At 69.3% G+C, this 14,826-nt stretch carries 4 protein-coding genes; 2 read left to right on the top strand and 2 right to left on the bottom strand.

Features of this window, described 5'->3' with window-relative positions; genetic code table 11:
• Positions 1-153: 153 nt before the first annotated feature.
• Positions 154-399: a hypothetical protein gene (locus ACLZOT_RS27645; protein WP_416971795.1), complete on the top strand. Its 246-nt coding sequence runs from the start codon at positions 154-156 to the stop codon at positions 397-399.
• A gap of 717 nt (positions 400-1,116) precedes the next feature.
• On the opposite strand, the gene ACLZOT_RS27640 is transcribed toward ACLZOT_RS27645, so the two are convergent.
• Positions 1,117-1,605 (bottom strand): hypothetical protein, encoded by a 489-nt coding sequence (locus ACLZOT_RS27640; RefSeq protein WP_416971794.1) that lies wholly within the window; start codon positions 1,603-1,605, stop codon positions 1,117-1,119.
• Positions 1,605-9,833 (bottom strand): ricin-type beta-trefoil lectin domain protein, encoded by an 8,229-nt coding sequence (locus ACLZOT_RS27635; protein WP_416971793.1) that lies wholly within the window; start codon positions 9,831-9,833, stop codon positions 1,605-1,607. Before ACLZOT_RS27635 ends, ACLZOT_RS27640 begins: the two co-directional genes overlap by 1 nt.
• Positions 9,834-10,084: 251 nt before the next feature.
• Here ACLZOT_RS27635 and ACLZOT_RS27630 point away from each other — a divergent pair, with 251 nt between their 5' ends.
• Complete coding sequence (locus ACLZOT_RS27630; protein ID WP_416971792.1) at positions 10,085-14,479, top strand: LamG-like jellyroll fold domain-containing protein; 4,395 nt, start codon at positions 10,085-10,087, stop codon at positions 14,477-14,479.
• Positions 14,480-14,826 lie beyond the last annotated feature (347 nt).

Here is a 14,826-nt window from a genome sequence, read left to right as displayed (position 1 = left end):
CCTGCCTCGACCTCGGTCCAGTGGGACTCCCCGCCGACACAGGTACCGAGGTCATCCAGAAGCCTGACGCGTACGTCCTCCCAGAGGGGCTCGTTCAGGGCCGCCACGATCATCGAGGAGACAGGAACCGCCACCTCGAAAAGGAGGGACTGAATGTATACGTGGCCCTCCAGGGTTGCCTCCGCCAACTCCTGCGGCGTCGTCGCTTCGACCAAGGCCGCGAAGGTGTCGGGGATATGCGCCCCGGTCTCGCCGCAGCCGCACCGCAGAGAAGCCCAGTCGACCCGTTCGGCCTGGATCAACGACGGCCTGATGCTCATGCGTGAAACTCCCGATGTCCTGGTATTCCGGGTGGCCTCGGCGGCGCGGGAGGTGGAGCACAGGTCGATGGCGACGTAGCGGACCTGCTCGCGCCAGGTGGCGGGCTGGGAGGTGAGCGGTCGGCGACCGACGCCGCGTTGCGGCCTTCGACCTGGCGGAACAGACCGCGTCCGCCGATCGCGTCGGCGAAGCCGATGTGCAGACGTCCGCGACGAGTTCCCACTTGCCGATGGCGGGGTTCTGCTTCCACACCGGCTTGCCCCTCCGGGTCTCGTCGATCCCGATCGCCGAGGTGGTCGGCGGGTCCGCGGGCAGGAATTCGGCAGCATGGTTCTCGAAGCATCGCTGCACGACCGGTCGGCTCAGGCACAGGTCGCGGCGGGCCTGCACGACGGTACGAGAGCCGTCGCAGACCGCGGCCCCCGCCGCCCGGCGCAGGGCGGTGGTGGTCCGCATCCCCGCGAGGACCGCGCGGATCGCCTCGGTGAACGAGCCGCGTGGGCAAGGCAGGTTCGGTGCAGCGCCAGCGCGCTGTGCGCCACTGGATACTCACCGGACGCCCACCACGGGACAGGTGCCTGGGCGGTAGTTCCTTCAGCCGGGTGGCGAAGACCCCGCACGAGGGGCAGGGTTGGGCGGAGTCCTCGGCCGTGACGACGTACACCGTCGAACCGCCCGATCCATCGTCCTTGGCCTTGATCACGCTCACCCCCTCCAGCCCCGGAAGTCGCGTGGCCGCCTCGTTGGTCCCGGTCTACGCCCCTGTCCGGCTCCGCCTCCAACGCGAATTTCTTCCTATGACTGCCTGAGCCGGGCAAGCAATAGAATCGGGGAATCCTCATCGGCATGCGCCACCCCAGCCGAGAGATATCCGCGACCAATCTTCCAGCATCCACTTTCGACGAAGTCCACAGCATCTTCCTTGACATCCGGGATTTCCTCAACGGAAAAGTCGGCGCCGACGGCGGCGAGGAGTTCATCGCGGATCCGATGAAAAGTTTCGATCTCTGTGAAGTACTCTCCATCAACCGCTTCCGCGTACTCCGAAAGATCCCAATCCGGAGGAATCACCTGGAAGACGAACTCCAGGAAATTGTCTGCCCCTTCGGAAAAAATAGACGCCTGAAGCTTCCCATGACTCCACTTTCGAGGAAAAGGCTGCACCGTAGCACCAGCGGGCACCCATCCGGCCTCTCCACACAGCACCGCCAGGGACTCTGCATCAAGGTCGTACGTCGAGCGCACCACACGCCCGATGACTCCAACCACCGGCTCCACCGTCATCACATCCCATTTCCTGGCACATGCCATACAGATAGGGTTCCATTTTCCATCTCTTCGGGGAACCATTCTCGGAATACGGCCCCAAAGAAAGCAGTCCCTTGCGGATTTGACACCGCATACCTAACCCCAGCACCACCCAGGTCCGAATTCAGGCCAAGGAGCTTTCTGGCTTGAGAAACGACGCTATCTTCATTGAAGTAGTTGGAAGGATGATACGGAGAGCTACCCCACTGGTTATCATTCCCGGTCCACTTCGCCTCAACTATGTACCCATCACTGGTCGGCCCTCCATCCACATGGATTTCCTGACCCTGGTTAATCCATACCTGTTCGGAGTCTTGCCCCGTGACCCTCACTTGATATCGGAAGCCAGGCCGTTTCAACTGATTCGGCGTAAGCGCCTGATTCTTGACGAAAGTCGGCCCGCAGGTGTTGTGGACCAGGATCGGGACGCCGCCCGCCACAACATAATATGTGTGCAGACTGTCGACGGTGAGGTTGTAGCGCTCGGCGCTGCCCGGGGTCCCCCGGACCCCGACGACGTAGGCTGCCTCATCATCCTTCGTGGTGAGGGCGTGGCCGACCCGGAACTTCCCTGCCGGGACCCAGCTGTGCGTTGTCCGGTCCCAGAAGGGGTGCAGGGACGTGGTGTGCAGCACCGAGGTGTGGCCCTTGGGCGTCCGGACAGTCACGTCCACCAGATCGTGGTCGCGATGGACCCAGGTGGCGGTCACCCGATGCGTGCCCTTGTGGATGCCGCTGCCAGGGTCTGCGGCCTCGACTTCGTCGCCCTTCTTGATCGCCCCGATGAGCTTCGTCTTCCCACCCGACATGAGGACCGGCGTGTCGGGCGAGAAGCTGCACTTGCCGGGAGTTGTCCGCCCGGCGGCCTCGGTGCCGGACGACCCGGTCTCGGGGGTGTCCGGCTTGGCTGCCGCCGCGTCGGCCTCCTGAGCACGGGCCTGAGCATTTGCTCGCTTCATTGCGACCAGGTCGCGCATGTCTGCGGCCGCCTCGTCGACCGCCTTCGCCCCCGCCCCGGCCGCGACCGCCGCGTCGCCCTCGGCGGCCCGCACACCCGCGCCTTCGAGCGAGCCCTCCAGGTCACCCCCCAGACCGCCTTCCGCGGCCCCGACTCCACCGCCTCCGGCGCCGCCGGAGTAGATCCCGCCGGCGATGTCGCAGGACTCATCGTGACCGGAGCTGCCGCTCAGCCAGAACGTGCAGTTGGCGAAGTGGTACGGCGCCGTGATGACCACGTCCAGCACCGCGGTGAAGCCGTGCGGGTCGATCTTCTCGTTGGGGTTCGCGTGCGGCAGTTCCTGTGCTGCCGGGACGGTGGAGGACGACGAACCGTTGTTGCCGCTGGAGGTGCTGGTGGGCGCGGGCTCTGGTGACGGGGAAGGCGTGGTCGGCTTCTTGGACCCGGTGTGGTGCACGCTCCCGCTCCCGCCGTCGCATGCGCTGCACAGGCCGGACGGGTCGGAACCGCTCGCCGGGTTGTCGCCCGCGTAGGTGTAGCCGCCCATCTGGTTCGGGTCGCCGGGTTCGAACACCGGGTCGGCTGTCAGGAACCGCCCCAGCGTCGGGTCGTAGTTCCGTGCCCCGAGCAGGTCCAGTCCGGTCACCGAGTCGGTCGGCTTGCCCAGGTAGCCGTGGTTCTCGTCCGCCGCCACCCACGACGACGGCTGCGTGCCGCGCGGGTTGCCGTACGGGTCGTAGTACCGGCGGGTGACGGCCAGGGTGGAGGCGTCGACGGCGGTCGTCGCCGTGCCCTGGGACGTGGCCACTTGGTAGGTGACGGAACCCGAGTTGGTGCGGGTGACCCGCGTGCCGTCCGGGCCCGTGTAGTACCGCAGTGCCGTGCAGGTCTTCGCGGTGACGTCCAGCGTCAACTGTTCGGCGCCGCCGAAGAGATAGAGGACGCGGGTCTTGTCGGTGCCGCCCGTCGACGCCGTCTGCTCCAGCAGGTTGCCGTCGGCGTCGTACAGGTACTTGCTGGTGCGGGCCGTCGTGCCGGACGGCGTGGAGACCGTCGCGGTGCGGCCCTCCGCGTCGTACGTGAAGGTCTGGGTCTGGCCCGCCGGCAGTGCCCCGGCCCTGGCCGTCGACCACGTCTGGCCCTTGCCGCCGCAGGTCGTGGCCGTCAGTTGGGTGCCCTTGGTCGCGCTGGCGCTCGGGTCGGTGAGGCACAGGGTGCTCTTGGCGGCGTTGACCAGCGTGCCGGTCGACGTCGTCCGCCATTTCTGGGTGGCGTCCGAGGAGCAGGTCTCCGCGACGACGCCGGCGCCGGAGGTCGTCGCGTTGCCCGCGGTGTCCAGGCACAGGCCGGCCGCCTTCACCGTGCCGTCGGTGTCGATCGTCCACTTCTGGGCGGCGGAGGACGAACTACAGGTGTTGACCTGGACCTTGGCCCCCGATCCGGTTTCCTCGACGCACAGTTTGCCGCCGCCGGTGAGGGTGAAGCCGGTGCTCAGCGGGCCCGTCGTCTTCGTGGCCCGGCTGACCGTGTTGCCGGCGTTCTTGCCGGCCGCGTCCGTGTACGACGGGGTCTGTGTCGCCGTACCCGTGCCCGGGTTGCTGGTCGTCGTGGCGCCCGCCTGGTTGGGGTGGGCGATGGAAACCGTGCCGTTCGCGCCCGGGTACGACGTCGACTGGGTGGTGTCGGCCGCCGCGTTGCCGGTCGTGTCGTGGTCGACCATCCCGGTGCGGTCGCCGAGCAGGTCGTAGGTGTACGACTGCCAGTACGGCGCGGGCCCGCCCACCGTCTTCGTCTTCACCGGCGCCGCGCTGGTCTGCACGGAGGCCGTGGCGCAGCCGCCGACCGCGCCCACCGGTGCGCTGCCGGTGTCGGTGATGCCGGCGGTGTCCGTCCAGGCGGCGGTCAGCCGCTGGAAGGAGTCGTAGGTGAAGCACTGGGTGTCGTGGGCGGTGTTGTTCTGGAGGTCGTCGGTGGCCGTGAGTCCACCGGCCTGGTTGTAGCGGTAGTTGACGACGTCCAGGGCTGTGGCCGACGTCTGCGTCATGCTGCTGGTCTGTGTGGTGCGGCCGGTCGTCGCGTCGTACTGGGCGAAGGTCGCCAGTTCCTTGCCGACGGGACCGTAGTTGGCCTGGAGGACCCGGCCGAAGGGGTCGTGGACCGTGCCGTCGAGGTAGGAGGGCGTGTTGGAGGGGCTGATGTCCCCGCCGAAGCCGTCCAGTGCGCCCTGCACCGTGTAGCCGAAGCCGATGCGCTCGGCCGGTAGACCGCCGTCCGCCTGGTACTGGGTCGTCGCCAGCAGGCCCACGTTGGGGGTGTAGGTGGAGGTCAGGGTGTAGGTGATCGTGCCGCTGTCCTTGCCGGGCGTGCCCGGGAAGCCGTCGGCGGCGGGGATCGTCAGTGTCGAACCGAGCGGCTGGTAGGCCGTGTTGTAGCCGGTGACTGCCTCGGTGTACGCGCTGCCGCCCACGTGGCGCGTCGAGGACGTCGGGTAGCCCTTGGCCAGCGTGTCGTACACCCGCGAGACCTGCTGCTTCGCAGGGTCGGGCGTGGCCGACCACGGGGCCGCGTACTCCGCGGTGACCCGGCTGTCCCAGTCATAGGTGTACGACAGGACCTGGCCGCGTGGGTCGGTGGTCTGGAGGAGGTTACCGAGGACGTCGTACTTGTCGAAGGTCGTCGTGCCGGTGTCGGGGTCGGACTGGGAGGTCTTCTCGCCGAGCAGGTCGTATTTGTACGACCAGGTGTTGCCGGCGCTGTCGCTGACCGAGTCGAGCTGCCCTGCGGGGGTGTAGGTGTAGCGGGTGGTGGCGTCGGCGGCCGGGACCGCGCTCGCGGTGCCCTGCTTCCACAGCACCGTGCTGCCGTCGCCGCCGGCCACGACGAGGGTGGAGTCGTTGCGGATCTGGAGGGTGGCGCCGGTGGTCGCGGTCAGGCCGGTGCTCCACTTGGAGGTGCCGGAGGCGGTGAGGAGGGCGAGGTTGCCGTCGGCGCCGAACTGGGCGTAGGCACCCGGGTTTCCGGCCGTGCCACTGGACCACAGGGTCTTGCCGCTCGCGAGCGCGCTGAGCACCAGGTTGCCGTCGGCCTGCATGGTCAGGCGCACACTGCTGGAGGTCAGTGAGGTGCCGGACGGGATGATGCTGCCGCCCTTGAGGCTGACCGTGGCGCCGGTGTTCTTCACCACGGACTTGACCGTCTGGCCAAGGGCGTTGGTGAAGGCGGCAGTCGAGGAGCCACCCGCCGGCGGGGTGCTGTCGGTCTCGTCGGTGCCGGGGTAGGTGGTGGCGGTGCTCCACTGCTGGACGGCCTGGTGCCACAGGGTGCCCGTGACGGCGCGGCCCTGGCCGTCGTACGTCGTGGTCGTCTCCGCCGGGATCTCGTTCTCATTGGCCGCGTACAGAGTGGCCGACGGGGCGTGGCCCGGCTCGGAGTAGGGGGCGTAGGAGGCGCTCGGCCAGCCGTGGGAGTCGTAGAACGTGTCGGAGATGATCCGCCCGGAGTCGGAGTCGCCGTCGGCGGTCGTCTGGACCTGGCGGGGCTGGAGCATCCCGTCGTAGATGCTGACCGATGTCGCGTACGTGCCGTCCTCGCGCAGGGTGCGCGTGGTGACGGACGTCGGGTCGCCGGGCTGTGTGATGGTGCCGCCGGGGGCGGGCACCGCGCCGGGGTTGAGGGAGTACGCGAACGTCATGTCCGCGCTCTGCGTCGCCTTGTCGCGTCCGGGCAGCCACACGGCACTGCGGCGGCCGAGGGCGTCGTAGGTGATGTCGGTGACGCGGTTGTTGGCGTCGACGTTCTCCAGCGGCAGGCCGCGCAGCCGGTCGAGGGTGGAGGTGACCTTCCACTGCTTCTGGTTGGTGGAGACGATGCTGGTCGGGTTGGTGTTGCCGCCCGCGCCGCTCCACTGGGGCAGGTAGTCGGTGTGGGTGCCCTTGCCCGTGGTGTCGAGGGCGTCGGTGACGCGGCCCGCGCCGTCGTAGGAGATGCCGCTGGTGGTACGCCAGTTCTCGGTGCCGTCGGCGGCGAAGCCGGTGGCGATCTGGGTGCCGGTGACGCGCGGGACGCCGATCGTGCCGTAGGAGCCGAGATCGGTGACCGAGCCGTTGCCGTCGTAGTAGATCTTCTTGTCGGAGAGCAGGGTGTCGGTGCCCGGCTTGGTGCCGCAGGGTCCGGAGACCGTGGTGATGCGGTCCGGGTAGCCGAGCAGCATGGTGTCGGCGCCCGGCGAGGCGTAGCCGGTCGTGACGCACTTCTCCTGCGCGGCCACGGAGACGTCGCCGTGCGCGTCCACCGACTGCACCCGGCCTTGGTCGTCGTAGGCGGTGTCGGTGCGGGTGTGCCGCCAACTGCCGTCCGCGAGCAGGGAGTAGCCGTGCGTCTGGGTGGACTTGACCCGGTGGGCGGTGAGGTCGGGCAGGGTGGCCTTGTCCGGCTCGGTCTCGCCGGGGTGGTCCTCCTGGGTCCAGGCAGTCCATGAGGTGCGGCCGGTGTGCGCGGTGGTGGTGAAGTCGAAGGGGCCGTTGACGGTGGTGGCGTTCACCGTGCCGCCGGAGGCGGTGTAGGTGTCCGACTGGAGTGCCGTCCCCGCGAGTTGGTCGTCGTCGGTGACCGTCTCGACGGTCTTGCCGCCGACCGTGGCGTCCACGCCGACCGAGCGGCGGGAGCCGTCGGCCTTGTAGTCGCCGTCCATGCCCTGGAGATAGGTGGTCGTCAGCTGGGTGACCGGCTCGGGCGCCTTGCCGGTGCGCACGGTGACGTTGCGGAAGCCCCGGAACTGGTCCCAGGTGCGGTACTGGTCGTCCGTCAGGTCGGAGTCGTCGCGGTGCCAGGCGGCGCCTGAGTAGGCGTAGGTGGAGACGTGGGCCTCGGAGCCTGCGGGGATCTTCGAGGAGTTCGGGTTGTACTGGGCCGCGATGGTGAGGTCCGCGACGGTGACGCTGTGCACCGTCGTCTTGTTGAACCAGTCGGCGATCGGCTTGGAGGCGCCGGGCACCGTCCAGTACACGGGGTAGCAGGAGTTGGTGTTGGCGTCGGCCGACTTGATGTCGAGGGACTTGCCCGCACAGGGGTTCTGGTTGTACTCGACGGTGATCGACTCACCGGTCTCCGTCTGAACGTTGGAGATGCGCGGCCGGTACAGCGGGGGCGCGGACGGGGAGTCGTCGTTCACCCGGTTGTCGATCTCGGTGCCGGTGAAGGAGACCTGGTTGAGGGCGATGTCCTTGTTGCCGTTGCCGTAGGTGTCCTGGCCGGTGTGGCGGATGGACTGGAGCCACATCACGGCTTGGAGCGAGCCCGCGTCCTTGGGGTCGACGGTGGTGCCGGTGACCGGGTCGACCGTGCCGCCCGCGTCGGAGTAGACCTGCCCGAGGTCGTAGGAGTCGACCGGGACGAGCGTGTCGGTGGCGCCGTCCTTGACGTGGACCTTGGTGGTGATGGAGTCCAGACGGGTCGTGGACCAGAAGGTCGGCGACGACACGATGCACACGTCGGCGGGCACCTTGGTGGCGTCGTCCGGCAGTTTGGTCTTGTCGGTCGAGTCGCAGTGCAGGTCCCAGGGGACGTCCGGCCAGTGCGGGGCGGTGTTGTCGTCGAGGTTGCCCGCCGAGCAGTCGGTGAAGGACGACGTCGTCTGGCAGCGCTGCTGGGAGGCGAACGCGATCTGCGCGGAGGGGGTGCGGCCGGTCTGCTCGTCGTCCAGGGTGTAGCCGTACGAGATGGAGGTGAGGGTGCCGCCGCGGGTGTAGGAGGTGAGCGTTCCGGTGTCGTCCTTGTCGTCGGTGGCCGCCGCCTGGCCGCCGCCGAGGTCGTACCAGCCGGTCTCGGCCGCGTAGTCGTAGCGCTGCACGAAGCCGCTGGGCGAGACGACGAAGTCGAGGTTCCAGCGCCAGCCCTCGGGCTTGTCGCAGCGGGACTTCTTGCCGTCGGTGTCGCTGTGGCAGGGGTCGGAGGAGCGAGGGTGCAGCACCGGCAGGCCCCACGCGGCGTGCGTGGAGTCGTCGAAGCCACCGGAGACCGAGCCCTTGGCGCCGGGGCCGTTCGGCGCGTGGTCGGCACCGAAGTAGGCGGCGGTGCCGTCCGTGGTCAGGACCCGGAAATAGGTGCCGTCGTGCAGGCCGTTGACGGCGCCGGACAGTTCCTGGACGACGGTGCCGTCGTCGCCCCGGAGCCTGAACTCCCGGATCTCACCGGGCGCTCCGGAGGACGCGGTGGGGACCAGGACGCCGGAGTGCGAGCCGAAGGAGACGGTCGCGTTGGCTCCGCCCCAGCACTCGTCGCCCGAGCCCTTGAGGAGCTTCTTGCCGTCGGAGTCGAGGAGAGAGCCGCAGGAGCGGTACTGCCGCTCGACGAAGCCCGGCTGGTAGTTCCAGCCGTCGCCGATCCAGGATGCCTGCGAGTTGCGGGCCGAGGTCTCGCCGTCCACGGACTGCGAGTCGTACGACAGGGCGACCGAGGGGCCGGTGTCCCCGACGCCGGCCGGCATGTCGATCGGGTAGGAGTACGTGTACGCGCCCGTACCCGTGGCCTGCCAACTGCCCTCCGGAGTGAGTGAGGTGGCCGAGTAGTCGCCCTGCGAGCCCCGGCTGCCGGAGGTGACGGCGATTGCCGAATCCGCGGTGGTGGTCGCGGTGAGCTGATTCGCCGTGGTCCGGTTGACGGACTTCAGGGGTGTGCGGGTACGGCAGTCGGCACGCTCGGGCGTCGTCAGGGCGCAGGCCGGAAGGCGGGTGAGGGTGAGGCGGGAGCCGTAGCCGCCGCCGTATGCCTTGGCGACGGAGGAGTAGTCGACGACCACGCCGACCTTGGCGGCAGGAGACGTTGTGCGACCGAGCCCGACCAGCAGCCCGGTGTCGGCACCCGCCCTCAACGCCTGGGCGTGGGAGGCGAGTTGGACACGGACAGGGGTGGAAGACGCCTTGCCCGCCGACGTCAGCCACACCGGGAGCGAACCCGCCTTCACCGGCTTGCGGCCCAGGGCCACCGTCCGCGAACCGGCGTGCGGCCAGGCGGGTTTGGCCGCGGTCTTGTAGCGGGCCAGCGGACGGTAACCACGGGGGTGGACCGTCCTCGGCCCGCCCAGCTCGTGGTCTCCCACGGCCGGCGTCCGCGGCAGCGGCTTCGGCTTCCAGAAGTCGCCGTGGAAGACGTACGGCCCGACGCGGTTCTGCGCGGCGGCGCCCGTCACCAGCAACGCCATCGTCACGAGCAAGGCGGAGACCAGTGTCAGCGTTCTTCGCACACCCACGTGAGACCTGCCCCCGAATGGAACGGACTTGGCGGTCCGTTGGCTGAAAGGTCACGTGGTCGGCGTGATCCAAGTTGGGAGGCTAGGAACGACATGGGGCAAACCTCAATGCTCTTTGCCAATGCCATGACAACCCTGTGATTGCTTTTGTCTTTTCCTGTGTACGTTCTGTGCCGGGGGAGCGAACATCACGGGCGCCGATGGTCGCAGATCTCATGTCTGCCCTGTCCGTCGTGCGAAGGAGTTGTCCCGTGCTGCCGTCATCCGCCCGCAGACCGGCGGTGTTCTCCGCTCTCGCCGCGCTGCTGCTGACCGCGCTCGCCGTGCCGGCCAGTGCGGTCGCCGCCGATGAACCCGCCGACACCTCGGACCCGTTGCTCGCCGCCCAGGCGAAGGCGGTCACCGACGGTACGTCCGTACCGGTCGACGCGCTGACGAGTGAGACCGACACGGTGACCGCCGAGCCGGACGGTTCCTTCACCACGACCTCGTCCGTGCTGCCGGCGCGGGTGCGGCAGGGCGGCACGTGGGTGCCGGTCGACGGAACGCTCGTGACGGGCGCCGACGGTACGTACTCCCCCAGGGCCACGCCCAGCGGAGTACGCCTGTCCGGTGGCGGCAGCGGCCCGCTGGCCACGCTCACCGACCCGGCCGGGCACAGCATGAGCCTGACCATGCCGTTCGCGCTGCCCGCGCCGCAGGTCAGCGGGGATACGGCGCTGTACCCGTCAGTGCTGCCCGGGGTCGATCTGTCGGTGACGGTGACGGACCAGGGCGGCTTCAGCGATGTGCTGGTCGTGCATGACGCCCAAGCCGCGGCCGACCCCCGGGTCCGCAGGCTGGCGGTGGCGACGGACACCAACGGCCTTGATCTCGCGGCCACTTCGGCGGGCGGCATGACAGCGAAGGCGCCGGACGGCTCGGTGTCGTACACCAGCCCGCCGCCCTTGATGTGGGACTCCAGCACGACGACGTCGGTGAGGCCGGCCTCGTTCGTCCGGACGGCCGTCGCGGACGCCCCCGCCGCCTCCTCCGTGGCCGGTCCCGGCCCCGGCGCCCAGGTCGGCCAGGTACCGATGACCACCACCACGACCGGCATCACGCTCGCCCCCGACGCCTCGGTGCTCGACGACCCCGGCACGCGCTACCCCGTCTACATCGACCCGTTCGAGAACCCGGTGACCAGCAAGTCCGGCGCCTTCGACGAGGTGTACTCCAGCTCGGCCTGCTCCGACGCACCCCAGTACAACAAGCCGCAGACCAATGGCGAGGGCGTCGGCTACCAGCAGTGGGGCGGTGCCTGCGGGGCCGGCCTGGAGCGGTCGTACTACGCGGTCGGCACGGCCGGCCTGGACCCGTCCATGACCGTCATCAAGGCCGAGGTCAAGGTCAGCACCACCTACGCGGCCAGCGTCGACTGCTCCCACGACCAGCCGGTCACCCTGCACACCACCGGCGCCATCAACGAGAACACCGACTGGAACCACCAGCCCGACACTCTCGACGACAACGGCTACCCGGCCGTGAAGACCACCGTCCCCAGCGGAGCCAACGGCAACAGCAACTGCTCCAACAGCACCGCCTCCTTCCGCGTCGACGACCAGATCCAGAAGATCGCCAAGGGCAACAAGGGCACCTGGACCATCGGCCTGTTCGGCAACGAGTCCAGGACCAGCTCCAACCTCGACTACCTGCGCATGTCCCAGGTCCTCACGCTCACCACGAACTTCGACATCCCGCCGGACGTCCCCACCAGGCCGCGCACCACGCCCAAGCCGCTCGGCGCCGACGGCGACTGCGTCACCGGCAGCACGGCGACCGGCTGGATCGGCGCGACGACCTACAGCGACGCGGGCAGCAACATCCAGCTGCACTCCACCGTCACGACCCACATCTCCGGTGAGCACGCCGAGGCGCACTACCACGTCTGGGACCGCACCGACCTGGACTCCGCCGGAAACCCCGTGGACAAGGGCACACCCGACAGCGGCATGGTCGCCTCCGGCCAGGACGCCGACGCACCGATCGGATTCACCCTCAAGGACGGCCACGAGTACGCCTGGGACGTCTACGCCCAGGACAACTCCTCCATCAAGCTGAAGTCGGCGGTCAGCGACCACTGCTGGTTCGACACCGACTTCACCCCGCCGCAGACCCCGACGGTCGCCGACAACCCGCACTTCCCGCCGGTCGGCAGCGGCGCCGGCGACACCTACGCGGGCAGCGGCGTCACCGCCGACTTCGCCGTCTCCGCCGCCGACAACACCCCGGCCGACACCTGCGACCCGGCCGGCTGCAAGGCCAGCGGCATCGACCACTTCCTGTGGCAGCTCGACAGCCAGCCCACCGCCACCACCGGCCACACCGCCAAGGTGGCGTCCACCAGCGGCACCACCGCCTCCGGCACGGTCACCATCCCGGTCACCGACTGGGGCGTACACACCCTGTACGTCGGCGCGGTCGACCGGGCCGGCAACCTCTCCCAGAACCCGGCGAGTTACACCTTCACCGCCCCCTGGAACCCCCGGACGAAAATCACCCCCGGCGACATCACCGGCGACGGCAGCCCCGACCTGCTCGCCACCACCAGCACCGGTGACCTGGAACTGATCCCCGGCAACAGCGACCCCGCACAGGCGCCCGCACCCGCGCAGGACGGCCCGGTCGACGGCACACCGCCCGCCGTCAAAGGCCCGGTCATCGTCTCGACGGCCACCGGCGCCCCCACCGGCACCTGGAACGACTACCTGATCGCCCACCGCGGCAACCTGCACGGCGACACCCACGACGACCTGCTCGCCTACAACCGCAAGACCCAGCAGCTGTACGTGGTCAAGAACGACCTCGACCCCAAGGACGACGGCGCCTTCCCGCGCACACCCTGGTCCACCTACCCCGGCTTCGTCGGCCGCCGCTACGACGTCGTCACCAAGGACGACTGCGAGGCCACCGACGCCGTACCCGCCGACCGCTGCGCGAACGCGGGCTACGACCCGTCCAAGCCCTGGAACATCTCCCAACTGGTCGTCGACGGAGACGTGTACGGCAACGCCGACCACCCTGCCGTCGTCACGGTGGAGAACAACAAGCTCTGGCTCTACCAGACCTACGGCGTCAACCACCTGGGCCATCCACGGCTGCTGGGCGACGGCGACTGGTCCGGCCTGACCCTGATCGCCCCCGGCCGCGTCGGCGGCACGTTCACCGTGGACGACAACGGCAACGGCAAGGTCACCGGCGGCACCCCCACCCTGTGGGCCCGCGACGACACATCCGGCACCGTCTACACCTTCCCCATCGACATCGACGCCTCCACCACCCTGCCCAAACTGCTGCACGCCCCGGTCCGCACCGCACTGACCTCCGCCGTGAAAACCGCCTCCGGCGGCACGCTCTGCCTGGACGACGCGGGCTCCCACACCGCCGACCACACCAAGATCCAGATCTATCCGTGCAACAGCAGCGCCGCCCAGCAGTGGGTCCCGCACGACGACGGCTCCCTGCGCGTCCTCGGCAAGTGCCTCGACGCCACCGGCGGCGGCACGGACAACGGCACCCTGCTCCAGCTCTACACGTGCAACGGCAGCGGCTCCCAGAAGTGGACCACCGGCACCTCCGGCAGCCTGGTCAACCCCCAGTCCGGCAAGTGCCTGGACAACCCGGGCGCCAGCACCACGAACGGCACCCAGGTCCGCCTCTACACCTGCAACAACTCCGCCGCCCAGAACTGGACGAGCAGCGCCACCACGGGCTGGAACGCACACCCCGCCACGGCCCTGTCCGTGGTCCTGCGGGGGCACGACTACCCGACGGTCGCCTCCCCCGGCGACGTCAACAGCACCACCGGCGGCCCCGACGGCAAGCCCGACCTGTACGCCACGGACGCCGCCGGCCAGCTGACCGAGTACCCGGGGGCCGCCCCGTCGGGCACGACCGCCACCTTCACGGACCCGGTCTCCCTGGGCACGGTGACGGACACGGCGACCCACCGCTGGAACCTGACCGACGCCACCGGCACCACCGCATCCGACCCGACCGGAGGCGCACCCGCCACCCTGACCGGCGGCGCCTCCTGGACCACGGACGCCGACCGCGGCCCCGCCCTGAACCTGAACGGCAGCACCGCCTACGCCGCCACGACCGGCCCCGGCGTCGACACCAGCGGCAGCTTCACCGTCTCGGCCTGGGTCAAGCTGAACTCCCTCTCGGGTGCCAACTCGACCTTCGTGTCCCAGTCCGACGCCCCGTCCGTCGGCGCAGCCAACGGCTTCCAGCTGTACTACTCCTCCGGAGCCGGTGTCTGGGCCTTCGGCCGCCACGACGACGACACCACCGGCCCGGCCTTCACCGCCGCCTACGGCGCCAAGGCGGTGGCCGGCAAGTGGACCCACCTCGTCGGTGTCCACAACGCCGACGCCGGCCAACTCCTCCTCTACGTCAACGGCCACCTCTCCGCCACCAAGCCCTACACCGGCACACCCTGGAACGCCGCCGGCCCCCTCCAGTTCGGCCGCCGCCTCTACCAGGGCACCTACGGCGAATACGCGAACGGCCTCCTCAGCGACGTCCGCCTCTACGCCACAGCCCTGCCCCCGGCCGACGCGGCGGCGCCCGGCGGCGCCCCGACCCTCACCCAACTCGGCTGAGCGGACGGGCAAGCCGATGCCAGGGGTGCCGCACAGACGCTCAACCGCGGCGGGTGGCAGTCAGGGCGACCACCGGGACCCAGGCTTCGGCCGACGACGAGTCGGCCATCAGCCGTGGGAGCGCCGCCTGCTGCACGCCACACACCTTCGAAAAATCACGTCCCCGCAGATCGCAAGGTTTCTGCGCGCGTAGTAATGGTGGGGCGGGTGGGACTCGAACATATTCGGGTGACGCCTCTCACCTGCGGCTTTACCGAAGCGCCCGATTTAGACCCCCGATTGGATCCTGCTGAGCCCCACTCCGTCCTGCTCGATCGAGAATGGTGCAGCGTCCGCCACACCACCAC

It is taken from the genome of Streptomyces sp. 4F14, from assembly GCF_048159485.1.
Classification (GTDB): domain Bacteria; phylum Actinomycetota; class Actinomycetes; order Streptomycetales; family Streptomycetaceae; genus Streptomyces.
The sequence above is the reverse complement of the archived record's forward strand: the minus strand, read 5'-3'. Positions and strand labels throughout refer to the sequence as shown.